The 22,084-nt window shown below is 68.9% G+C and carries 29 protein-coding genes and 1 tRNA gene; 16 read left to right on the top strand and 14 right to left on the bottom strand.

Annotation, left to right across the window (positions count from 1 at the left end; all coding sequences use genetic code 11):
• Positions 1-164 precede the first annotated feature (164 nt).
• Positions 165-467 (bottom strand): hypothetical protein, encoded by a 303-nt coding sequence (locus AB0C15_RS29715; RefSeq protein WP_357357492.1) that lies wholly within the window; start codon positions 465-467, stop codon positions 165-167.
• Between the two features lie 228 nt (positions 468-695).
• On the opposite strand from AB0C15_RS29715, the gene AB0C15_RS29710 reads away from it, so the two are divergent.
• Genes AB0C15_RS29710 through AB0C15_RS29690 form a run of 5 tightly spaced genes read left to right on the top strand, consistent with a single transcriptional unit; the run spans position 696 to position 3,076 of the window.
• Positions 696-1,088 (top strand): YbaB/EbfC family nucleoid-associated protein, encoded by a 393-nt coding sequence (locus AB0C15_RS29710; protein WP_357357491.1) that lies wholly within the window; start codon positions 696-698, stop codon positions 1,086-1,088.
• Positions 1,088-1,402 (top strand): hypothetical protein, encoded by a 315-nt coding sequence (locus AB0C15_RS29705; RefSeq protein ID WP_357357489.1) that lies wholly within the window; start codon positions 1,088-1,090, stop codon positions 1,400-1,402. The genes AB0C15_RS29710 and AB0C15_RS29705 overlap by 1 nt, the downstream gene beginning before the upstream one ends.
• 19 nt (positions 1,403-1,421) lie before the next feature.
• On the top strand, positions 1,422-2,147 hold the full coding sequence (locus tag AB0C15_RS29700; protein ID WP_357357487.1) for a hypothetical protein: 726 nt from the start codon (positions 1,422-1,424) through the stop codon (positions 2,145-2,147).
• A 10-nt stretch (positions 2,148-2,157) separates the two neighbouring features.
• Positions 2,158-2,796, top strand: coding sequence for a hypothetical protein (locus tag AB0C15_RS29695; protein WP_357357485.1), 639 nt, complete (start codon positions 2,158-2,160; stop codon positions 2,794-2,796).
• A gap of 22 nt (positions 2,797-2,818) precedes the next feature.
• Entirely contained in the window at positions 2,819-3,076 is a 258-nt protein-coding gene (locus tag AB0C15_RS29690) for a hypothetical protein (protein WP_357357483.1), read from the top strand.
• A 172-nt stretch (positions 3,077-3,248) separates the two neighbouring features.
• Here the strand turns inward: AB0C15_RS29690 and AB0C15_RS29685 are convergent, their stop codons facing one another.
• Complete coding sequence (locus AB0C15_RS29685; protein WP_357357481.1) at positions 3,249-3,902, bottom strand: class I SAM-dependent methyltransferase; 654 nt, start codon at positions 3,900-3,902, stop codon at positions 3,249-3,251.
• Between the two features lie 655 nt (positions 3,903-4,557).
• Positions 4,558-5,169, bottom strand: a complete 612-nt coding sequence (locus tag AB0C15_RS29680; protein ID WP_357357479.1) for a nucleotidyltransferase domain-containing protein — start codon at positions 5,167-5,169, stop codon at positions 4,558-4,560.
• 290 nt (positions 5,170-5,459) lie between these two features.
• Between AB0C15_RS29680 and AB0C15_RS29675 the strand changes: the two genes are divergently transcribed.
• The 6 genes from AB0C15_RS29675 to AB0C15_RS29650 are packed head-to-tail and all read left to right on the top strand — an operon-like array spanning position 5,460 to position 10,033.
• Complete coding sequence (locus AB0C15_RS29675) at positions 5,460-5,591, top strand: lasso RiPP family leader peptide-containing protein (RefSeq protein WP_357357477.1); 132 nt, start codon at positions 5,460-5,462, stop codon at positions 5,589-5,591.
• Between the two features lie 29 nt (positions 5,592-5,620).
• Complete coding sequence (locus AB0C15_RS29670) at positions 5,621-7,549, top strand: asparagine synthase-related protein (protein ID WP_357357475.1); 1,929 nt, start codon at positions 5,621-5,623, stop codon at positions 7,547-7,549.
• Entirely contained in the window at positions 7,546-7,797 is a 252-nt protein-coding gene (locus tag AB0C15_RS29665; RefSeq protein WP_357357473.1) for a lasso peptide biosynthesis PqqD family chaperone, read from the top strand. The genes AB0C15_RS29670 and AB0C15_RS29665 overlap by 4 nt, the downstream gene beginning before the upstream one ends.
• Positions 7,794-8,225, top strand: coding sequence for a lasso peptide biosynthesis B2 protein (locus tag AB0C15_RS29660; protein WP_357357471.1), 432 nt, complete (start codon positions 7,794-7,796; stop codon positions 8,223-8,225). Before AB0C15_RS29665 ends, AB0C15_RS29660 begins: the two co-directional genes overlap by 4 nt.
• Entirely contained in the window at positions 8,222-9,175 is a 954-nt protein-coding gene (locus AB0C15_RS29655) for an ATP-binding cassette domain-containing protein (RefSeq protein WP_357357469.1), read from the top strand. The genes AB0C15_RS29660 and AB0C15_RS29655 overlap by 4 nt, the downstream gene beginning before the upstream one ends.
• A 3-nt stretch (positions 9,176-9,178) precedes the next feature.
• Positions 9,179-10,033: an ABC transporter permease gene (locus AB0C15_RS29650; protein WP_357357467.1), complete on the top strand. Its 855-nt coding sequence runs from the start codon at positions 9,179-9,181 to the stop codon at positions 10,031-10,033.
• Between the two features lie 4 nt (positions 10,034-10,037).
• On the opposite strand, the gene AB0C15_RS29645 is transcribed toward AB0C15_RS29650, so the two are convergent.
• Entirely contained in the window at positions 10,038-10,829 is a 792-nt protein-coding gene (locus AB0C15_RS29645; RefSeq protein ID WP_357357465.1) for an AfsR/SARP family transcriptional regulator, read from the bottom strand.
• Positions 10,830-11,241: 412 nt separating this feature from the next.
• Between AB0C15_RS29645 and AB0C15_RS29640 the strand changes: the two genes are divergently transcribed.
• On the top strand, positions 11,242-11,508 hold the full coding sequence (locus tag AB0C15_RS29640) for a hypothetical protein (protein WP_357357463.1): 267 nt from the start codon (positions 11,242-11,244) through the stop codon (positions 11,506-11,508).
• 544 nt (positions 11,509-12,052) lie between these two features.
• Here AB0C15_RS29640 and AB0C15_RS29635 read toward each other — a convergent pair.
• A tRNA-Val gene (locus AB0C15_RS29635) sits at positions 12,053-12,124 on the bottom strand.
• Positions 12,125-12,174: 50 nt separating this feature from the next.
• Complete coding sequence (locus tag AB0C15_RS29630) at positions 12,175-12,591, bottom strand: TIGR02611 family protein (RefSeq protein ID WP_357357517.1); 417 nt, start codon at positions 12,589-12,591, stop codon at positions 12,175-12,177.
• A 558-nt stretch (positions 12,592-13,149) separates the two neighbouring features.
• On the opposite strand from AB0C15_RS29630, the gene AB0C15_RS29625 reads away from it, so the two are divergent.
• Positions 13,150-13,581, top strand: a complete 432-nt coding sequence (locus tag AB0C15_RS29625; RefSeq protein WP_053653619.1) for an SsgA family sporulation/cell division regulator — start codon at positions 13,150-13,152, stop codon at positions 13,579-13,581.
• Positions 13,582-13,693: 112 nt separating this feature from the next.
• Here the strand turns inward: AB0C15_RS29625 and AB0C15_RS29620 are convergent, their stop codons facing one another.
• A complete protein-coding gene (locus tag AB0C15_RS29620; RefSeq protein WP_357357461.1) occupies positions 13,694-14,470 on the bottom strand; it encodes an SDR family oxidoreductase in 777 nt (258 codons plus the stop codon).
• Positions 14,471-14,672: 202 nt separating this feature from the next.
• Between AB0C15_RS29620 and AB0C15_RS29615 the strand changes: the two genes are divergently transcribed.
• Both AB0C15_RS29615 and AB0C15_RS29610 read left to right on the top strand, forming a co-directional pair.
• A complete protein-coding gene (locus AB0C15_RS29615) occupies positions 14,673-15,665 on the top strand; it encodes an AraC family transcriptional regulator (RefSeq protein ID WP_357357459.1) in 993 nt (330 codons plus the stop codon).
• A gap of 7 nt (positions 15,666-15,672) precedes the next feature.
• On the top strand, positions 15,673-16,128 hold the full coding sequence (locus AB0C15_RS29610) for an Rrf2 family transcriptional regulator (protein ID WP_357357457.1): 456 nt from the start codon (positions 15,673-15,675) through the stop codon (positions 16,126-16,128).
• 12 nt (positions 16,129-16,140) lie between these two features.
• On the opposite strand, the gene AB0C15_RS29605 is transcribed toward AB0C15_RS29610, so the two are convergent.
• The 7 genes from AB0C15_RS29605 to AB0C15_RS29575 all read right to left on the bottom strand — a co-directional run bounded on the left by AB0C15_RS29605 (position 16,141) and on the right by AB0C15_RS29575 (position 21,593).
• A complete protein-coding gene (locus AB0C15_RS29605; protein WP_357357455.1) occupies positions 16,141-16,752 on the bottom strand; it encodes a malonic semialdehyde reductase in 612 nt (203 codons plus the stop codon).
• The gene (locus AB0C15_RS29600) at positions 16,749-17,309 is read right to left on the bottom strand and encodes a flavin reductase family protein (protein WP_357357453.1); all 561 of its coding nucleotides are present in this window, start codon (positions 17,307-17,309) and stop codon (positions 16,749-16,751) included. Before AB0C15_RS29600 ends, AB0C15_RS29605 begins: the two co-directional genes overlap by 4 nt.
• Complete coding sequence (locus AB0C15_RS29595) at positions 17,306-18,640, bottom strand: LLM class flavin-dependent oxidoreductase (protein ID WP_357357451.1); 1,335 nt, start codon at positions 18,638-18,640, stop codon at positions 17,306-17,308. Before AB0C15_RS29595 ends, AB0C15_RS29600 begins: the two co-directional genes overlap by 4 nt.
• Positions 18,641-18,651: 11 nt before the next feature.
• Positions 18,652-19,521: an ABC transporter permease gene (locus AB0C15_RS29590; RefSeq protein WP_357357449.1), complete on the bottom strand. Its 870-nt coding sequence runs from the start codon at positions 19,519-19,521 to the stop codon at positions 18,652-18,654.
• Complete coding sequence (locus tag AB0C15_RS29585) at positions 19,511-20,356, bottom strand: ABC transporter ATP-binding protein (protein WP_357357447.1); 846 nt, start codon at positions 20,354-20,356, stop codon at positions 19,511-19,513. The genes AB0C15_RS29590 and AB0C15_RS29585 overlap by 11 nt, the downstream gene beginning before the upstream one ends.
• Complete coding sequence (locus tag AB0C15_RS29580; protein ID WP_357357445.1) at positions 20,353-21,384, bottom strand: ABC transporter substrate-binding protein; 1,032 nt, start codon at positions 21,382-21,384, stop codon at positions 20,353-20,355. Before AB0C15_RS29580 ends, AB0C15_RS29585 begins: the two co-directional genes overlap by 4 nt.
• A 131-nt stretch (positions 21,385-21,515) precedes the next feature.
• Positions 21,516-21,593, bottom strand: coding sequence for a putative leader peptide (locus AB0C15_RS29575; protein ID WP_349881247.1), 78 nt, complete (start codon positions 21,591-21,593; stop codon positions 21,516-21,518).
• Between the two features lie 248 nt (positions 21,594-21,841).
• Between AB0C15_RS29575 and AB0C15_RS29570 the strand changes: the two genes are divergently transcribed.
• Positions 21,842-22,021, top strand: a complete 180-nt coding sequence (locus tag AB0C15_RS29570) for a DUF4236 domain-containing protein (protein WP_030333600.1) — start codon at positions 21,842-21,844, stop codon at positions 22,019-22,021.
• Positions 22,022-22,084: the final 63 nt, after the last annotated feature.

The raw sequence follows: 22,084 nt of genomic DNA, 5'->3' as shown, positions 1-22,084 counted from the left end.
CAACGTCTTTCGGATAGCCGAAAGTGCCATGTGACGGCGATCCGTGACGCATCAAGTGAGCCCGACATCGCCGGCAGCCGACCTCGACGGATCACCGCCAGCGGGGCTCTGGCAGCCTGAGGTCAACTCGTCCGAGCCTCGATTAGGGCGATGCGGTGGCATGTTCAGCTTGCCCGGCGTGATCGGTCCCGAATCAAGCGCAGGAAGATGCGCAGCCCGATGGCCACAAGCACGACCACGGCTGGAATCGCCAGAAGAGTCCAGGGCCTCCCGAGCATGTTGACGGTCCCGAGAAGGGCCATGGCAAGACCCTCCCACAGCAACTCGCGCCCGCTGAGGACCTCTCTGGGAGGCGGCTGCCGGCCATAGCGTCGTTCCGACCGCAGGCGCCGTGCTGCTTGCAGCGTGAACAGCACGCCAAAACCGAGGCAGACCGGACCCGCGAGTAAGTCCAGCACGCTCGGCACGACACCTCCAAGGGTTTACTCGGTCGCCAGGGCGCAGCATCAGGACGTAAGATCGATCTTCTCAGCACCCTCGACTCTCCGCTGCCTGCAAGGCGATCACCAGCACCCACGTCGCCGCGATCCACAGTGACCGGATCACACCGGATTCGCTCGGCGATCCCGGTGTGGCGGGCCGCGGCTACACTGACGCCTCTGAATCCCCTGTTTGGCAACGGAGACGGAGGCGCGATGGTCAATCCGCTGTTGGACGCCGAGGATGCGCGGGAACGCCTGGAGGCCTGGCAGGCCAATGCCGTGCGCCGGGCCGCCGACACGCAGGCCGCCGCTGCCGGGTTGGGCGCGCTGCGGGCCACGGCCAGCGACGCCCACGGGATCGTCGAGGTCACCGTCGACTCCACGGGGGCGATGGCCGACGTCCGGCTCTCCGCGCGGGCGCAGCGCGTGAGCCTGGAGCAGACGCAGCAGGCGATCATGGGCGCCTATCGCAACGCGCGGGTCAAGCTCGCCGAGGCCGCCGCCGAGGTCGTGCGGGAGACGGTTGGCGCTGACTCGGCGACCGGCCGGGCCCTGCTGGCCGGATTCCGGACCGCCGACACCGAGGACGAAGAGGGGCGTTACTGATGCACGGGGGGTTCGAGGTCAACGTCGAGGCGCTACGCGCGCACGCCACGGCGATGTTGGCCATTCACGACCGCTTCGCCGCCGTCATGGCCGCGAGCAGCACCATTTTCCAGGCCGACGAGGCGTACGGGCAGCTCTGCCAGTTCTTACCGCCCATCCTGGAGGAACGCCACCGGGACCAGGACAAGGGCGTGGGGATGCTCGCCGAGAACATCGCGCTGCTCGCCGCGGGAATCAAGAAGAACGCCGACGCCTACGAGCGGACCGAGGGGTCGACCACCGACGGCTTCAACTCCTTCCACTCCGCGACCTGAGCTGGCCCGGCGCCCTCTCATGAGCAACCCACTTGTCGCCACGACCTCCGACATCGCTTCGACAAGCGCCGCGCACCGCGACGGCTGGACCGGCCTGCCGCTCGCCGACGACTACATGGGCATCAAGGACGCCATCGACTCCGGCAGCTGGATCGACGGCTCAGTCGCGGGCTTGGGTGCCGCTCTCGACGGGGCGTCCATCGTCATCGACCCGTTCAGCACGCTTCTGTCGATGGGCATCGAGTGGGCCATCGAGCAGGTCGAGCCACTGAAGCAGGCACTCGACTGGCTCGCCGGCGACCCCCAGACCATCGAGACGCACGCCTTGACCTGGGACAACATGGCCAACGAGTTGTTCTCCATCGGCGAGGACCTCAAGGCGCGGCTGGTCGGCGACCTCGATGGATGGCAGGGCGCGGCCGCCGACGCCTACCGCGACATCCTGACCATCAACATCGACGTCGCCGGGATCTTCGCGGGCACGGCCGCCGGCATGGGTGCCGCGACCCGCGGCGCTGGGGTCCTGGTGCAGACGGTGCGGGAGGTGGTGCGCGCCTTCATCGCCGACTGCATCGCCAAGGTCGTGGTGTGGCTGGCCGAGGTGGTCTTCTCTCTCGGCTTCGCCACACCGCTGGTTGCCACCCAGCTCGCGATGGCCGTCCTCCGCTGGACCGGCCGCATCTTCGGCTGGCTGATGGGCCTGATCAGCAGCATCTCCGCCCTTCGCGCACTCCTCGACGTCTAGGCGGCCCACGATGCGACAACTCATGGCGGCTCTGCGGACCACCGCCGTCCTGGTGGTCCTGCTCGCTGTGGCGGGCCTCCACAAGCACCCCTCGGGCCCCACCCCACCGCACGGCGGTGGCGACGATGGCCCCAAGCATCCCAAGTTCAACCCGGCAATGATGCCCAAGCGCGTGGCACCAGCCCTGCAGCACGGCATCGAGCGCGCCAAGGAGGGCCACCCAAAGAGCGCCGACACATCCGAGCCCGAGGTACCCAAGAGGACCAACCCCTGGGACGACCCCGAGTTCGCCGACGCCAGGTTCGACATGAAACGCTTCGGTGAGATGGGCGACGGGGCGATGGACAAGATCTGGGACGGCGACGGGAGGGGTAATGGCGACCACAAGCCCTCGTCCACCGAGCCCAACAAGACGCTCTTCCCGCCCGGCACCACCAGGGAGCAGGTCGAGGGTTGGTTCAAGAGCATCGCCGCCAACCCCGACAGCCGCCCTGAGGCGCGTCCCGGCGGCGACGGCTGGGAAGTCACCGGCACCCGCGACGGCATCACCTGCGTCGTTATCCTGGACAAGGACGGCAGCATCTCCGGTGGCCACCCCATCAGCGGCGAGGGCGTCAGAACCAACCCGCCGGCCAGGCGGCCGACCTAACCACCGCACCCACGGGAGACCCATGGAAGTCAACGATTACGTCCGGCTCAGCCCTCGGATCATCGACCAGGTCGCACCCAAGATCAGCCCGAAGTACCGGTCGATGGTCCTGAGGGCCAGAGGCGCCGGCGCCTGGGACCACGCGATCACGACGCTCGTCGGCGCCCTGTGGGAGGAGGCCGTTGTGATCACCACGGCGGAGAAGGACGCGTTGCGGCAGCTCGTGGAGTACCTCGGGGAACCTCTGACGCGCCTGGAGCAGATCCGGACCTCGGACTGACGGCCGGATGCACAACCGACGATGAGGTGGGCGCGTAGTCGGGACGAGCTGCCGGAACGGTCCACCATCATCCCCGGGCGTCCGGCAGCCCCGCCGCACCCAAAAGACCGAAAGCAGTGACTTGGCAACTCCGGGCACCGCCGTCGGGTCGCTTTGGGCCTGACCCAGACACTTACTCCGTAGGGCGTTGAAAGACGAGGCAGTAGTCGCCGCTGATCCCCGCTGGCTGCTGGTCCCAGCACAGAAACACCTCATGTCGAAGAGTGAGGTGACTGGAGACTGTCCGTGCCATATCCCACGCCAGCGGCGTGATCGCAGCCTGAGTTGCAAGATTGGCAACATTGATGACGACATGACCGCCTGGGCGGAGCACGTCCGCCACCTGTCGGAAGATGTCGCCCATCTCGTCGAGGTATCTTCCGTAGTCGCCGTCCAGCGTCTGGTAGGCGTTGAGTGGGTTCTGGGGATGGTCGACAGCGGTCATGTATGGGGGCGAGGTGAGGCACAGATCCACCGGCCCCTGCACGAGGTCCTTCAGACGTCGCGCATCCCCCGTGACCACCTGGGCAGGGTTGGCAAGTCTGCTACGGACGAAGCCCGCTCGCGAGTCCAGCATCTCGACGCCGATGGCTACTCGGCCCATGCGTTCGGCCACCACCAGCGTCGTTCCGTAGCCGGCAAACGGATCAAGCACCACGTCTGAGGGCGAGCTGTACTCGGCAACGATATCTTCCACAAGGGACTCGGTGAAGTGGACATCGTGATCTGATCCGGCAGGACGCTGGCCTACCAGATCAGCGATCTTGAGCTGTAGCCAAGGCTTCACTTGGTCATCTTCGGGCATGACAGCGCGGACATTGAAGGGACCTACGGCCGGCGGTGACGCTGGTGCTCCTTCAGCTCTCGCCAGCGTTGATGGCCGGCAGGTCGAGGTAGGCCAGCAGCCGCAGGACTCCGGCGAGGTGTTGCAGGTCGTGCCAGAGCACCGGCACGTCGTCTGCCGGACGGCGCACACCCGGCGAAGGTCTTGGACCTTCAGCACGTCCGTCACGTTCACCATCCTCCCGGCCACGCCACATGGACACATTGACCGCGGCTACTCAAGACAAGCAGAAAGGCCACCTCCCGAACCCGGGAAGCGGCCTCTGAACTGCCAGAACTGAGAGTGGGCGATGCTGGTATCGAACCAGCGACCTCTTCGGTGTGAAACAGGACGCCGCACCCACTCTGACCTGCGGAAACGTGGAGCCGCAGGCGGGGGTGGGTGCAGTTGAACGCCGTTCGCTGCCGTTGGGCGCGTTCAACGCCGTTCCGTGCAGCCGGTTGCTCCCCGTCTGCTCCCCTGGTCTCGTCCGGACAGGGCGACGTGTTCGTGGTTGGGGAGCTCACGCAGTCGGGTGTGCATCACCAGGTCGTGTAGGGCATTCACGGCTACGGACTGCGCGGCGAACGCCTCGTTCAGATCCGGCACGTACGTGTCACTACAGGTTCCTTTCCCGTACGGCCGTGAGCAGCCGATCCACGTCAACCCGGTCGGGCTGATCAGGCAACGCGGTGCTTGCGGTCGCCTCGGCGAGCTCAACAAGTAGGTCCGCCGCCCAGGCGGCGACTTCATCCCAGGACACCTCGCCGCGCCGAACCGCGAGCAGCCGATCACGCAGGTGACGAACGTCGACCAGCACCTCCCCGGTCCGCAGCACGAGCGCTCCGGCGACCAGCAGCCGGATCATGTGCATGGCCTGCTTGTGGTTCGTCTCGCCGGTGCGCTCACGACGGGCCGCCACTCGGTTGAGCTGATCCCTGGCGTAGTTGCCGTAGGTCTCAGCCACCCGCCTCGACAGGAACGCCTGCCGTGCGGCCAGCAACCATTCCCCGTCGACGGTGATTCTCTCGACCAGCGGAGTCCAGAGCACCTCCAGGACTGTCGGGTTGCCATGCAGGGCCAGGACGCAGAAGCGTTCGAACTCCCAGGAGAACTGCTCCACCGCCGGATCGTCGACGTGGGTGGGCGGCTTGTCGAGGTTCCAGAACGCCCGTGTGGGCGCCACATACACACCGGGAAACGGCAACTGGCTCCAGCGTGACCGACTCACATCCCCAAGCCGGCTCGTCGGAGAAGTCACTTCCCGGACCGCCGAGACCCAGGATAGAACTCTCCTCCCGAAGGTGTCTTGACACGATCGCTTAACCGGCGTACTCGAACGGTTCTGGCACCTACGCAGCCTTGACCGACCCCGGGTCCACGCATCTCACGGGTGGAGGCTGCGGCGAGTACCCCTCCAGCAGCCGATTAGAGATCCGTTAAAGGCCCATTCAAGGTGAGTTGCGCATCGTAGTCCTCGTGGTAACCGCCACGTTCGGAATCCTCAAGGAGGTGCGTGCAATGAGCACGGAGAAGCTGGAATACGAGCCGCCGGCCATCGCAGAGGTGGGCGACTTCGCGGAGCTGACCCGGATCACCTGCTGTGGAAAGTGGCTCGACAACCCGTTCGTCACGGCGTGGTTCGACCTCTGATCTCTTCCATGGCGTGAGTCGGAAACGGGGTGGCTGGTGCCTACACCGGCCACCCCGGCCCGCGTCTGTTCGAGCGCCATGCCCGGTCCACACGCCCTCCGTACAAGACGAGGCCAGGGAGCGCTGAGATGACTTTCGTGATCCTTCCGGATCATCCAGGAGCTGCGACGGCGCTTCCGCCCACCGGTGAAGGGCGTCCGTCGATACTGTCTCACCCGTCCGGCCGGCCGTTGATCGTCGGTACCTGGCCAGCGGACCAGATCGTTTCGGCGACCGTCGGAGACACGACGGTGGCCTTACTCGGAGTGACTGACACACGCGACGAGCAGCTGTCGGCTCAACTCCGATCCGTGCGTGCGATTGAGGATCTGGACGACCTCTCCCGCACGCTGCGCGGCTGTTTCCACCTGATCGCCTCGGTCGGCGGCCGGATCCGGGCGCAGGGCACCGTCTCCACCACGTGTCAGATCTTCCATGCGAGACTGGGCGGGCTGACCGTGGCAGGGGACGACGCGAGGGTACTGGCCGCGGTGACCGGCGCCGGCATCGACGAAGACGTGCTGGCGATGCAGATGCTCGGCCCGTACGGTCCGCCTTGGCCGCTTAATCTCACCTCGGTGTGGCGAGGGATACAGACCGTGCCCCCGGGTCATCACCTCGACCTCAACGCCGAAGGCTCGGTACGGGTACGCCGGTACTGGTCACCGCCTGAGGCGGAGCTGCCGCTGAGTATCGGCGCGCCGATCCTGCGGGCGGCCCTGACGGGTGCGGTACGTGCCCGCACCGGCCGGAGCGGCATAGTCAGCGCGGACCTGTCGGGCGGATTGGACTCCACGAGTCTGTGTTTCCTTGCCGCCCGGCAGTCCCCAGCCGCGCTGGTCACCACGCATCTCGCCAGCTCGGACCCGGGCAACGAGGATCGGACCTGGGCCGGCCGCAGCGCTGCGCAGCTCCCGGACGCGACGCACCTAGTGATGCCGATGGGATCCACCCCCGGTCTGTTCGCCGAGTCAGCGATGACCATCGACGAGGTCGGTGACGCCCCGTTGCAGTTCATGCGTCGGCCGATGATCGAATACCTCGCCGACCTGGTCTCGGCCCACGGCTCCACTCTGCATATGCAGGGCATCGGTTCCGACGAGCTGTTCCTGCCCGGCACCATGTGGCTGCCCGCACTCGCCCGTCGTCAACCGCTACAGGCGCTAACCCAGGTACGGGCAGTCAAGTCCATGCGTCGTTGGACGCTGGCCACAACGATCCGAGCTGCACTGTGGCACCGACCGTATCCGCGCTGGCTGAGCGAGGTGGCGGACGGTGTCCTGACACCGCGCGTCTGGGGGGCGGCATCCGACTGGGAGATCGCGCCGAAGTTGCCAGCCTGGGCCACCGCGGCTACCGCCGACACGGTATCTCGCCAGATCCGGCAGGCCGCCTCGGCGGCACCGGAGCCCCTCGCGCCGCTGCCGGTGCACCACGAGATGCTGCGACTGACCCAGGTCAACGGCCTTGCCGTGCGGTCTGCGATCCGGACGGGTGCCCGGCACGGAGTGTCGTTCCAGGCACCCTTCATCGACGACCGGTTGATCGAGGTGGCGATGTCGATCCGACTGGCCGACCGGATGCGACCTGACCAGGTTAAACCGGTGCTCGCGGCGGCGATGCGCGGGATCGTGCCCAACGCCCAGTTGGACCGGCGAAGCAAGGGGGACGCGAGCTCGGAGCTGTACGTCGGACTGCGGCAACATCGCCAGCGCCTGTTGGAGTTGTTCGACGACAGCCTTCTCGCGAAGCTCGGCTTGGTCGATCCCAGCGGCATCCGCGCGGTGCTTCGTGGCCTGCATGTCGACGCCAGGCCGATGCTGCCCTTCGAAGGAACCCTCGCCAACGAGCTGTGGCTCAGAGCGGTGTCGAACCCTGCGGCTGCGGCGAGCCCGGAATTCACCAGAGGTGTCTCATGAAACTGTCCTCCCATGTAACCATTGCCGAGACCGACAGCGGGGCGGTTCTGCTCGACGAGCGCGCCGGCCGCTACTGGCAGTTGAACGACACCGGCATTCTGGTAGTGCGTTGCCTACTCGCCGGGGGATCTGTCGAGACTGCGGTCGCCCTGCTACGGGAGCGTTTCCTGCACACGGATCAGGAGGCGGCGACCGATGTGGCCCGCCTCGTGACGATGCTGCGTCAGGCTGAGTTGGTGACGGCATGAGCGTCCGCGCCCTGACTCTCGAATCGGCCCAGAATCCGTCCTGGCCGTGGCGGCAACTGGCCAGATGCTGTGTCGGGATGGCGCGCCTGTTGACACGCCTACCGCCGCGGCGCCTGCGCCGTTTCCTGGAACTCGCGCGACACGGGAGCCGACCAGCAACCGTGACTGAGGCGCTCAGGGCACGCAGTGCCGTCGTCGCGACCAGCGTTCCCTGCGCAGGTCCTCGCTGTCTGCAGCGATCAGTGGCTACCGTCCTGCTCTGTCGGCTGCACGGCGCTTGGCCGGACTGGTGTACCGGGGTACGAACCCGCCCCTTCCAGGCGCATGCCTGGGTTGCGGTGGGCGGTGTACCGGTCGGCGAGAACCTCGACGAAGTTCGCTTCTTCCATGTCCTGATGACCGTGCCCACGAAGGGCGTCAGGCGATGACCGCTGAGCCTGCAATCTGGACCAGGGGCCTGGCCAAGCACTACGGCGAGACCGAAGCGGTCGGTGGCCTCGACCTGAGCGTCGGCGAGGGTGAGATCTTCGGTTTCCTCGGCCCGAATGGGGCAGGTAAGAGCACAACTGTTGAGATGCTCTGCACCCTGTTGCGGCCGACCGCCGGAGTGGCGGAGGTTGCCGGGTACGACGTGTGTGACGACCAGGACGAGGTGCGCCGCCGGATCGGTCTCGTCTTCCAGGAGTCGACGCTCGACGCCGACCTGACCGCCGCACAGAATCTGCGGCTCCACGCCGACCTTTACAGCATTCCCTACCGGGAAGGGCGGCGGCGAGTGCTCGCTGTGCTGGACATGCTGGGTCTGGCCACACGAAGCTCCGACCGGGTCCGCAACCTCTCCGGTGGCATGCGGCGACGTCTGCAGATCGGCCGCGTCCTGTTGCACGACCCACGGGTGATCTTCCTGGACGAACCCACCACCGGGCTCGACCCGCAGACCCGGGCTTCCATCTGGCGGTACCTGCACGAGTTGCGCGAGGAGCGGGGAGTCACTGTCTTTCTCACCACGCATCAACTCGAAGAAGCCGAGAACTGCGACCAATTGGCAATTATTGATGGCGGACGTCTGGTGGCCGAGGGGAGTCCGGCGGAGCTGAAGGCCGTTGTCGCCGCTGACCTCGTCGTATTGCGAACCGCGGATGACGAGGTTGCCGCCCGGGTGTTGAGTGAGCGCTACGACTTGCCCAGCGTTGTGGGCCCGGGAGGGCTACGACTTCGGGTGGCGGACGCGGCCCGGATGGTGCCCCGCCTGTGCACCGGACTCAGCGTTCCGGTCTATTCGGTGGCTGTGACGGCACCGACGCTGGACGACGCTTTCCTGCAACATACCGGACATGCCATCCGGGACACCGAAGACAGCCGAGCAGAGCGGGGATGAGCCATGGCCGAGCACGGTACTGTCACGCGCGCACACGCGGGGCCGACAGCAGACGAGATCAGTCTCGCCGAGACGATCGGCCGGGATCTGCGCACTGTTCGGGTCATGTGGCAACGCGAGCTGATCCGGCTTCTCCGGTCGCCCTACGGGATTCTGCTCAGCCTGCTCATGCCGCTGTTGTTCCTGGTGGTTCTCGGCACTGGAATGAACGCGACCGTGGCCGGTGGCGTGGATTTCCGCGCATATTTCCTTCCCGGCGTCATACTGATGGCCGTGCAGGGTCCGGCGGTGAACACCGGCATCTCCATCGTTTGGGACAGACGATCGGGATTCCTCCGCGAGATGCTCGTCGCACCGGTACGTCGATCCGCCTTGATGACTGGCATCTGCCTCGGCGGCGCGACCTCGGCCACCGCGTACGGGGCTGCCGTGCTCGCGACGGCGTTGCTGATCGGAATGACCTATCAGCCCGCTCGGCTGGTGCTGGTACTGATGGAAATGCTCGTCGTCACCCTGGCTTTCACGGCGCTCGGGGCGCTGGCGGCGGTTTCGGTACAGCGGATAGAGATGTTCCAGGCGGTGGTGGGTACGGCGATGATGCCGATGGTGTTTCTGTCGGGAGCGCTGTTCCCGGTGTCGGTGCTGCCTGGCCCCTTGAATGTGCTGGCGCTGCTCAACCCGATGACCTATGCGGTCGATGCGATACGCCGGACGCTCGATGATGCGACTGCCGGAGCCCTGCCCGGACCTCAGTGGGCAGGCTGGCAGCCGCCCGTCGCACTGGAGGTCACTCTGGTCGGCACGGTTGCCATGTTGGCCGTGGTGGGTGCGGCCCGCCGGTTCTCGCGGGTTACGTAGTGACTTACGGCCGACGGCGTCGTCCACTGGTCCGGATCTGCCAGCGTCGCCGCTCGGACCAGCGCCCTGCACCGTCCCCCCAGGCCAGGGGAGGGGAAGGCGGCGGCTCACCCGTCAGGATCCGACGGTGGACCTCGTCCAGTTCGGCACTTGGGCTCACGCCGAGTTCCGTGGCCAGCAGGTGCCGCGTGGCGCGATATCGTTGCAACGCGTCGGCTTGCCGGCCGGAACAGTGCAGGGCGAGCATCAGGTGTCCGGCTAGTCGTTCGTCGAGGGGATGCTCTGCGGTCAGGGAAAGCAGGTCGGGCAGGAGTTTGCCGGCCCGGCCTAACCGGAGCGCCACCTCGAAGTAGTCGAGCTGCGCAACCAGCAGCTCGTGGTGGAGGCAATCCCGTACGGTGTCGAGCCATGCGGTGTTCAAACCCGGCAGCGCGGTGCCGCCCCATAGCCCGAAAGCCTGCTCGTACGCCCGCACTGCCTGCGTTGGTCGTGCAGCGCGGGCACTTCGTACGAGTCTACGAAAACGATATATATCGATCAGTTCGGGTTTGGCGGAGAAACGGTAGCCGCCTGGTCGGCGTTCGATCGCCAAGGCGTCGCTCGTGCGAAGAGCCGCGCGCAGCCTCGACAGGTAGGTGTATACGACCGACCGGACCCGTTGTGGCGGACGGTCCGACCAGACGCGATCGATGAGCTGGTCGACCGGGACTGGGCGGCCGGCGTCGACCAGGAGCGCGGCCAACAATACCCGCTGCCGCGAGTGCCCGAGCTCCACCGGCCTGTCGTTCACGTACACGCAGAGCTCTCCGAGCAGGCGTACCTCTGTCATCCTGTCCCCCGGTTTCCTCGACGGGCGCATCCTGGCGGTCGGTGGTCGGGCCGCCGGGTGTCCACGCCAGACTGGTCGTCGGGCCGTGATCAAGGGAAGGGCGATTGGCTGTCCCGAACTGTCCCGTACAGGTACGCAGCGGGCCGAAATGGGCTTCGATCGAGGGTTGACCCAGGCCGCGGCGCATCTGGCTCGCGTCGCGTGCGGTGTCGACGGCACCCCTCGTACGACCACCCCGTGCTGCACGACGCATTCGGGGCCGGTTTAGCCCGGTGGCAGATCCAAAGCATCCGAACGATCCGGCACGGGCGCTTGGAACACGGGCTGACGTGCCGGCGCGAGGCTTACGCGGCGGCGGTGCCCTGGTCTGCAAGACGCCGTGACGGACCATGAACTGCTCGACATAATCCATGGCCCTCCGTGGATCGCCGACCTGCTTGCCCTCTTCGACTTCGAGGTCGCCCGTGCCGCCAACGGACCGATCGAGCCGGTGACCCTGCCCGGCGGCGAACCACTGGCGACCATCGCCGGCGACGGCTCCGGCGGCTCCTTTCTCCTGGTCGGTGCGAGCGCGGTACGGTCGGTGCTCTATGTCAGCTCAGAGGGCGAGGGGGCCTGGTCGCTACGAATCTTAGGGACGCGCTGACCCTCATCGTCGGCGTCTCCAGCCTGCACGACGCCACCGCGTTCCCCGTTGACGAGGACGACCGCCGGATCCGAGGCAGGAAACCGCAGGTCAGCAGCCTGCGGTTGAAAGATGCGTGCTGTTTAGGAAACCGATGCTCTAGCCCTGAGCGCTGGACGATCATCATTCGCGAGCACGGGCTGACCAACCAGGGTGCATGCACTACCCACTCCGGCCGCGGACCCACGATGGCGAACACGGCCGACACGATCTACGCCCACACCTGGACCGCAACTCCCGTCTAATGGCCGTACCTGGTGCTCACCTCTGTTCCAGACACCATGGACGGTTGAGGCTGCTGTTGTCGCAGCCCTCACGATGCTGCTGGAGCTGGCATCTGAACGAAGCGTCGAACGATCGGGGCATCGGACTGCCCTATCGCCGCCCGCAGGGCTGCCCAACCAGAGCCGCTGCTCCCAATCTGCTCCCAATGTAAGCGGCACATACGGCGAAGCTCGTTACCGACTAATTCGGTAACGAGCTTCTGACCTGCACAAACTGAGGGTGGGCGATGCTGGTATCGAACCAGCGACCTCTTCGGTGTGAACGAAGCGCTCTCCCACTGAGCTAATCGCCCTCAGCGCCACTGACTCTACCCGATCGTGGAACCGGACCGGAAATCCGGGGTCAGTGCGTCGCGAGGTAGTGCATCGCCGCGGCCACCACGTCGATGCCGAGGCTGTACTTGAGGGACAGCCAGACCACGGTGGCCACGAAGACCAGGCCGACCGAGCCGAGCACGACTCGCACCAGCAGCGACTGCCTGGTTACCCAACGTGTCCAACCGTGGACGTGGCGGCGGGTGAAGCCGAGCAGTCGCCGCGCCCAGTGGTATTCGACGGCCCAGATGCCCAAACCGGCGATCACCAGCAGCCAGCCCGGCCCGGGGAGCGGGATGAGGGCGATGCCGATGGTGACCACGAGCGCCCCGGCGATCGCGATGAAGATCTTGAGGGCGATCCGGCCGGTGGGGTTGGCGCGGATGAGGTCGAGGGTCAGCGAGATCCGCTCGCGCCAGCGGGGGCGGGCTGGCGGGTCCTGCACGGCGACTCCGCCACGACCGGCGCCGGCGTCACTGCCGCGATCAGCGCCGGCACCGCCACGACGACCGGCACCGTTGCGACGACCGGCACCGCCGCGACGACCGGCACCGCCGCGACGACCGGCACCGCCGCCGCCACTGGAACGACCGGCGTCGGACGCCGGCCGACCGGCCCGTTCGGGCTGCTCCATCGGCACTCCGTACCCCCGCTTTTCGGTTGCTCGGGCCGCTACTTTCGGCGGGCCGGGCGCCGCCGCCGGATCCACTGAGGATCGCTTCGCCACCATTTCACCCCCCAGTGTCGCTCGGGCCCGTCACTGCAACGGCCGACTGGACGTTACCGGAGTAAGTCGACGACTGAGCCACCCGATACCGGGCGGGATCACACACTGGGCAGAACCGGCAATCCTACATGAATGTTCACATTCACGCAGCGATTCCGACCCCCTTCCCACCACTGGGTGAAGTCAGCGTATGGCGGAGCGTAGCCAGAGGTAGCACCTGAGTATGGGAAAAGCGGGACACGCGCGTTCCGCAGCGGTGCCGGGGGGAGAACGTCCATGAGTGTCATCCGACCGACGACCGTAGAGGTCGAGACGTCGCTAAGGCTCGTCGCACCTGACGCCACCGCTCTGCCGGTGCGTGCCAGTCTGCGTTACGACCCTGCTGACCCGTATGCGGTCCATGTCCTGTTCCATGCCGAGTCGGCCGGGGGCGAGGCGGTGAGTTGGTCGTTCGCTCGCGAACTTCTGGTCACCGGCCTGGACGAGCCGGCCGGCATCGGGGATGTGCGGGTCTGGCCCTGGGCCACACCGCGCGGCGACTTCGTCGCGCTGGCCCTCTCGTCACCGGACGGCAACGCCCTCTTCGAGGTGCCGCGCAGTGTCCTGGTGCGTTTCCTTCGACGGACCTACGTCGTCGTCCCGCGCGGCCGTGAGGCCGAGCACCTGGACGTCGACACGGCGGTGACCCGGCTGCTCGCCGGTCGCTGACCGCCCGAAAAAAGCAACACCGGCCATCCTGGGGCCGCGCGGATCTGCCGAGTCCGCGCGGCTCCGGCACACCCGGGGGTACGCGGACAGCCCGGCCCGGGTCGGCCGCCGCTCAGCCGTGCGTGGTGATGCCGCCGTCGACCGGGATGACCGCGCCGGTGAGGTAGGCGCCGGCCCGGGACGAGAGGTAGATGGCCGTGCCGGCCATGTCCTCGGGGCGGCCGATGCGGCCCAGCGGCACCTGCTGCTCGATGGCGGCGCGGCTCGCCGGGTCGTCGAGCGCGAATGCCATCATCTTGCTGTCGAACGGGCCGGGCGCGATCGCGTTGACGGTGATCTGCTCACCGGCGAGTTGGTGGGCCAGGCTGCGGGTGAGCATGTGCACGGCCGACTTGGTGGCCGAGTACGCGTACACCTCCATCATCGGCACCCGGATGCCGTCGATGGACCCGATGTTGATCACGCGGGCCGGGTCGTCGGCGCTTGCGGCGGCGCGCAGCGCCGGCAGCAGCGCGGTGGTGAGCCGGAAGACGGCCTTGACGTTTACCGCCCAGAGCTTGTCGAACGCGGCCCCGGGATACTCCTCGAGTGGTGCGCCCCAGGTCGCGCCGGCGTTGTTGACCAGCACGTCGAGACTGTCGAAGCGCTCCCGTACGGCGGCGGCCAACGTCTCGGCACCGGCGTCGTCGCCGAGGTCGGCGGGGATAGCCTCGCAGCGACCCTCGGCGGAGAGGGTCGTGGCGACCGCCGCGCAGACGTCCGCCTTGCGCGACGAGATGATCACGTGTGCGCCGGCCCGGACGAAGCCCTGGGCGATCATCAGCCCGATCCCCCGCGAGCCGCCGGTGACCAGGACCGTCTTACCTTCGACCGAGAACAGCTGCGTCATGCCCATCCCATCGCGAGTCGGCGGGGGTCACCGGTCGGTCGGCTGGCCGGCGGAGGCCGGGCGGACCGCCGACCGGCGGCACTACCGCCGGGTAACGTAGCCCGGCCGCGGGGGCCGGGACAAGCCCGCGGCGCACCGCCGATTCCGCCACGGGCGTCGACCGGGATGCGGTGACCTGCGGTTCGGGCTACCGTCGCAGGCGATGGTCTCCACCGATCCCTCCCCCGCGCCATCGATCGGAACGGCGTCTCCCGTCACCGACGAGATAGCCACGTTCGCCCTGGCCGACCTCGCCGGTGACCCGGGCTGGCGTCGGCCGGTGATCGTCGAGCGGGAGCTGTTGATTCTCACCACGCGCCGGCACGGCGACGCGGAGCTCGACTTCCACCTGCTGCCGTGCCGCCCCGGCACGCTGCTGCGGGTCCGCCCCGGTCAGGTGCTGCGCTGCGCCGGCCCCCAGTTCGACGCCACGGTGGTCGCCTGGGAGCCCGGGGCCCTGGACGGCTTCGACGTCGACCTGACCAGGACCGCGACCTGGCGGCAGTTGGCAGGTGAGGACGAGGACGCGGTGATCAGCGAGGTCAGCCAGTTGGCGGTGGACTGTCAGCGGCACCCCGACGACCCCACCGCCCGCGCGCTGCTCCGGCACCAACTGGCAGTGCTGCTGCTGCGCCTCGCCCTGGCCCACACCGGCCGGCCGCCGTCCCGACCCGAGGACGAGACGTTCCACCGGTTCCGTCGCGAGGTGGAGCACGGCTATCCGCGCAGCCGACGGGTGGAGGACTATGCGGCCGAGCTCGGCTGCTCGGTGCGGACCCTGACCAGGGCCTGCCTGGCCATCACCGGCCGCAGCGCCAAGCAGGTCATCGACGAGCGGGTCGCGTTGCAGGCCAGCCGGCTGCTCGCCGCGACGGATCAGCCGATCGCCCAGATCGGCCGGCAGCTCGGCTTCTCCGAGCCCACGAACTTCGGCCGCTTCTTCACCCGCGAGGTCGGGGTCAGCCCCGGCGCGTTCCGGGCCGCCCGCGACCAGCCGGCCGCCGGTCGGGTGGTCCGACCTCGACCGCCGGCCGATTCGACGAGCGTCAACGGTGGCCGGTTCCGCCCCGGGGGCCTCGGCGAACCCGCGAACGGCGGGCACGCCACGAGACCCGGCCCGCCCACCGCGGGGCCGGGCGGCACCGGCCGGGCATGATGGCAGGGTGCAGATCTCCGCGCGCGGCGACTACGCGGTACGGGCGGCGTTGAGCCTCGCCACCGCGTACCCCTCGCTGCTGTCCACCCAGGTCATCGCCGCGGAGCAGGACATGCCCCGCAAGTTCCTGGAAGCGGTCCTGGCGGATCTGCGCCGGGCCGGCATCGTCCGCGCCCAACGCGGCGCCGAGGGCGGCTACACCCTCGCGCGCCCGCCCCGCGAGGTGACCGTCGGCGCGGTGCTGCGCGCCGTCGAGGGCCCACTGGCGGGGGTACGCGGGCTGCGCCCCGAGGAGACCCGGTACGAGGGTTCGGCGGAGAACCTGCCCGGCCTGTGGGTGGCGGTCCGTGCCGCCGTGCGGCGGGTCGTCGACGAGGTGAGCCTCGCCGAGATCGTCAGCGGTCGACTGCCCGCGCACGTCCGCAAGCTCACCGCGCTGCCCGACGCGTGGGAGCCCCGCTGACCCGGTGCCGGCTCACAGCGCCCACACCACCTCCTCGGTGTCGAGTCGGGGCAACCGCCGCTCCCAGGCGTCCGGGCCGGGGTGCCCCAGGTTGAGCAGCAGCAGCGCCTCGTGCCGCCCGTCCGGAAAGAACTCACGGGTCACCCCGGCCGCGTCGAACCCGGCCATCGGGCCGGCGGCCAGCCCGGCGGCGCGTACGCCGACGAGCAGGTAGCCGATCTGGAGGGTGGCGCTGAAGCGGGCCTGTTCGGCGCGGGCCGGACGGTCGGCCAACCAGTCGCGGGCCTGCGGCCGGTGCGGGTACAGCTCGGGCAGCCGCTCGTGGAAGTCCACGTCGGCGGCGAGCACCGCCACCAGTGGCGCGGTGGCCGTCTTCGCCCGGTTGCTCGACGAAACGTACGGCAGCAGCCGGGCGCGGGCCGCCGCCGAGCGGAGCAGCACCACCCGCAGCGGCTGGCCGTTGTACGCGGTCGGCCCGTACCGGATCAGGTCGTGGATCGCGGCGACCTGGGCGTCGGTGACCGGCTCGTCGGTGAACGTGTTGGCCGTGCGGGCCGCCCGGAACAGCAGGTCCTGGGCGGCCCGGTCCAACACGAGCAGGTCGGCCGTGGTCGGTGCCGTCACGGCCGGACGGCGGTGGTGTAGCCGCCCCGGTGGTGGACCAGCGGGGCGCCGTCGCCGCCGTCGCCGAGCGCCAGCGGCTCGGCGATCACCAGCGTGTGGTCGCCGGCCGGCACCCGGTGCACCACCCGGCAGAGCAGCCGGGCCAGCACCCCGCCGAGCAGCGGCACCCCGAACGGTCCGGACGTCCAGTCCGGGTACGCGGCGAACCTGTCGATGCCGCTCGTCGCGAAGACCGCGGCGGCCTCCCGCTGCCCGGCGCGGAGCAGGTGCACGGCGACGTGTTCGGCGCGGGCGAGCACCGGCCAGCTCGACGACGCCACCCCGAGGCAGAACGAGACGAGCGGAGGGTCCAGCGACACCGACGTGAACGAGGTCGCGGTGAAGCCCGCCCGGATGGGCGCGCCGATCCCACCCAGGCAGGCGGGGTCGGTGCCCCGGGCGACCGCGGTGACCACGGTGACGCTCGTGGCCTGCCGCCGCAGCAGGGCACGGAACAGGTCCGGGTTCACCGGTAGCAGCTCGGCGACGTCCGTCGCCGGCCGCTCCACGGTGGTCACGCCGACACCAGGGCCGACGCGGCGTACGCGCTTGCCGGTCGGGGCAGCCCGTAGTGCTCGCGCAGCGTCCGACCGGTGTATTCGGTGCGGAACAGGCCACGGGAGCGCAGCACCGGCACCACGTGGTCGACGAAGTCGGCGAGGCCGCCGGGCAGGTGCGGCGGCATGATGTTGAACCCGTCGGCGGTGCCCTGGGTGAACCACAGCTCGATCTGGTCGGCGACCTGCTCCGGCGTACCGGCCACGACCCGGTGCCCCCGACCGCCACCGAGCCGGCCGATCAACTGCCGGACGGTGAGCTGTTCCCGGCGGGCCAGGTCGGTGACGAGCTGGTAGCGGCTCTGGTGGGCCTGCACGGTGCCGGCGGACGGCAGCTCCGGCAGCGGCCCGTCCAACGGCAGGCCGGTCAGGTCGATGCCGAGCATGCCGGAGAGCTGGGCGAGGGCGTAGTCGGGGACGATCAGCTCCTCCAACTCGGCGGCGAGCGCCTGCGCCTCGGCCTCGGTGCCGCCGAGCACCGGCGCGATGCCGGGCAGGATCTTCACCAGGTCCGGGTCCCGGCCGGCGGCGGTGACCTGCCGGCGCAGCTCGGCGTAGAAGCTCTGCCCGTCGGCGAGGGTCTGCTGTGCGGTGAAGACCGCCTCGGCGTAGCGGGCGGCGAAGGCGATCCCGTCCGGTGACGAGCCGGCCTGCACCAGCAGCGGCCGGCCCTGCGGGCCGCGCGGAATGTTCAGCGGGCCCCGGATCTGGAACTCCGGGCCCCGGTGGGCCACCTCGTGCACCCGGTCGGTGTCGGCGAACACCCCGGCCGTGGTGTCGAAGACCAGTGCGTCGTCCTCCCAGCTGTCCCAGAGCTTGGTGGCCACGTCGACGAACTCGGCGGCCCGCCGGTACCTGTCGGCGTGCGCGGGGTGGCTGTCCCGGTTGAAGTTGACCGCCTCCCGCTCCTGGGCGGACGTGACGATGTTCCAGCCGGCCCGGCCGCCGCTGAGGTGGTCCAGTGAGGCGAACTTGCGGGCAACGTGGAACGGCTCGTTGTAGGTGGTGGAGACCGTTGCGATGAGGCCGATGTGTTCGGTCACCGCGGCCAGCGAGGCGAGCAGGGTCAGCGGCTCGAAGACGGCCTGGATGTTGTGCCGGGGGTTCGGCCCGACCGAGAGGCCGTCGGCGAGGAACAGCGAGTCGAGGGTGCCGCGTTCGGCGATCCGGGCCAGCTCCTGGAAGTGCCGTACGTCGGTGACCCGACGCGGGTCGGTGCGGGGGTGCCGCCAGGCGGCCTCGTGGTGGCCGACGCCCATCAGGAACGCGTTGAGGTGCAGGGTGCGGGTCATTGGTGTCCGTCCTATCCGGCAGAGACGTCGACGCGCCAGGTGGAGAAGCGACGTTCGAGGGCGACGAGGAGCTGGTTGACGACCAGCCCGATGGCGGAGATCGTGATGATCCCGGAGTACATGTCGGCGATCGCGAAGTTGTACTGCGCGTAGTTGATGAGGTAGCCGAGGCCGGCCTTCGCGCCGACCATCTCCGCCGCGACAAGCACCAGGATCGAGTACGCCCCGGCCAGTCGGACGCCGGTGAAGATGGTCGGTACGGCGGCCGGCAGGATCACCTTCTGGAACAGCCGCAGGTGGTTGAGCCCCATCGAACGCGCCGACCGGATCAGCAACGGGTCGACGCCCTTCACCCCGGCGATGGTGTTCAGCAGGATCGGCCAGGAGCACGCGTACAGCACCAGTGCGATCTTGGAGGTCTCCCCCAGACCGAGGATGAGCACGAACACCGGCAGCAGGGCCAGCGCCGCCGTGTTGCGGAATACCTCCAACAGCGGGCTGAGCAGCTCGGCGAGCGGCCGGTACCAGCCGATCAGCAGCCCGAGCGGGATGGCGGTGAGCACCGCCAGGCCGAGCCCGGCGAGCGACCGGGTGAGGCTCGCCCCCACGTGCTCGGCGAGCTGCCCGCTGCGCAGCAACTCCCACCAGGCGACGAGCACCTCCGACAGCGGGGGCAGGAACACCCGGTCCACCAGCCCGAGCCGGGGTGCGCCCTCCCAGACCGCGGCCAGCGCGAGAATCGCGACGCTGCGGTGCAGCACCTTCCCGCCGAGGCCGAGCAGTCGACCGGCGCGACCGGGAACATCACTGTCGACAGCCGCGCGGGGCACGGCCGGTGAGCCGGTGAGTCGGGTGGGGCGTTCGACGACGTCAACCAACACGGGCCTCCTCGGTGTGGCGGACGCCGGTGCCCTCAGCCGCCTGGGCGGCGCGCACCTCGTCACGCAGCAGGGTCCAGATCTGGTGCCGGTGGTGGCGGAACGCGTCGGTGGAGCGGACGTCCTCGACCGCGTCCCGGTCGCCGAGGTCGATGTCGATGACCCGCTTGAGCCGCCCGGGCCGGGACGTCAGCACCGCCACCCGCTGACCCAGGTAGACGGCCTCGTCGATGCCGTGGGTGATGAACACGACCGTCTTGCCGGTACGCGCCCAGATGCGCACCAGCTCGTCCTGCAACGAGTCACGGGTCTGCGCGTCCAGGGCGGCGAACGGCTCGTCCATCAGCAGCACGTCCGGGTCGTACGCGAGGCTGCGGGCGATGGCCACCCGCTGCTTCATCCCGCCGGACAGCTCGTGCGGGTAGCGGTCGGCGAACCCGCGCAGGCCGACAAGGTCGAGGTGGTGCTCGATCAGGGCAGCGCGCTCGGCCCGGGGCACCCCCTTGGCCTCCAGCCCGAACTCGACGTTGCCGGCGGCGGTACGCCACGGCAGCAGCGCGTACTGCTGGAAGACGATGCCCCGGTCCAGGCCGGGGCCGGTGACCGGACGACCGTCGACGAGCACCCGCCCCCCGGTTGGCTCGGTGAGCCCGCCGAGTAGGTCGAGCAGGGTGGACTTGCCGCAGCCGCTGGGGCCGACGACGACCAGGAACTCGCCGGGGCGTACCCCGAGGGTGACCTCGTCGAGCGCGGTGACCGCGCCGGCGCCGCCACGCCGACCGGCGCGGACCGGGAAGCTCTTGCTCACCCGCTCGAAGAGGATCTTGTCGGTGCTCACGCGCTCCCCCCGTCCACGAACGGGTTGAACCTGTTGGTGTAGACGTCGCCGGGCTTCGGACGCTCACCCTTCAGCTCGCCCTCGGCGGCGAGCCAGTCGATCCAGGTGCCGAACTCCTGCTCGCCGATCACGCCGCCGCGACCGGCGACGCCGCTGCTCTTCCAGTACGCGACAAGCGACGGGTCCTCGTTGCGGCCGCGCTTGCCGATGATGTCGCGCATCCGGGCGACCACGGTCTCGCGGGGTTGGCTGCGGGCCCACTCGATGGCCTTGCCGACGCCGGTGACGAACGCCCTGACGGTCTCCGGGTTGCGCTTGATGAAGTCGTCGCGGAAGACGTAGGTGCCGCCGCTGAACGCCCCGAGCAACTCGAAGTCGGTGAAGATGGTGCGGATCCCGCCGCCGGCGACCGCCTTGTCGCGGATCACCCCGCCCAGCACCGCGACGTCGATCTGCCGCTGCCGCAGCGACTGCTCGGTGTTGACCGGCGGCAGGGCGACCAGCTCGACCTGCTTGATCTCGGCGGGGGTGAGACCACCACGGGCGAGCCAGGTCTTGAGCACCGCCTCGGCGTGCGCGCCGAGGGTGTTCATGCCGACCTTCCTGCCGATCAGGTCGCGGGGGCCGCGGATCGGGCTGCCGTCGAGCACGTAGTAGCCCTGGAAGGTCTGCGCGTCCGAACCGTAGTAGCTGACCACGGCCGTGATCGGGGCGTTTGCGGCGGCGAGCTTGACGATGGCGCCGTTGAACGCGCCGCCGAAGTCGCTCTGCCCGGTGGCGGTCGCCTGGATGTCCTGCGGACCACCTGTGACGTTGCCGATCCAGTTGAGCTTGACGTCGCCGAGGTAGCCGAGGTCGGCGGCGAGTTCGGGGAGGGTGACCTGACCGACCGAGCCCTGGTAGCGCAGCTCGCCGGCCTGGGCGCCGTCGGCCGCGGCGTCACCGCCGCAACCGGCGGTGGCGGCGAGCACGACCAGAGCGGCAGCGGCGGCGAGGGTACGCGAGATGACACGACGGGGTGGGGACATGAGGAGTCTCCTGATCTGTCCACGATGGGAGCGAGGACGCCCGGATGAGGGCGTGGAGGCACGCTGCTCCGCGTTGAGCGGGCGGGCGGTGGGAGTGCGGCGCTGGAGCCGAGCCGGATGGACCGGTCAGCTCAACAGAGCGCGCTCGCGTGCCGGACCAGGTCGACGTGCACACGAGCGGTGAGGAGAAGCTCATCCCGCTGCGACATGACCCCATGCTGCCGGCGATCGGGACGGGCGGTCAACGGCCTTCCAGAAGATGAGACTTCTATCGCTGCCGATGTTACGAAGCACCCCGACCAGCGTTTACCGTGCCGCAACACCTATCTGATGAATAGAGATTGCCATGCCTGCCGGGCGACCGTCCAGGCCGGACAGCGAGAGGGTTTCAAAAGTTGCCGGTCCGGGAATGTTCGATCTCGACACGGCAGGGAACGGTGACGAGGGGAGACCTCCGATGGGCCTCATGTTTCGCAAGCGCAAGAAGTACGGTCCGATCATCCTGAACTTCACCGAGAACGGCTTCTCCTCGTGGAGCATCAAGATCGGCCGCTGGTCCTGGAACTCCAAGGCCCGCGCACACCGGGTCGACCTGCCGGGTCCACTGTCCTGGAAGCAGGACAAGTCCCGGTCGTAACCATCCCGGGAGTCGAGCGGGGTGCCGGTGATTCACCGGCACCCCGCTCGGCGTCTGCGGCGT

This window comes from Micromonospora sp. NPDC048835 (genome assembly GCF_040649995.1).
Taxonomy (GTDB): Bacteria; Actinomycetota; Actinomycetes; order Mycobacteriales; family Micromonosporaceae; genus Micromonospora.
This window is presented reverse-complemented; position numbering and strand designations above follow the sequence as displayed.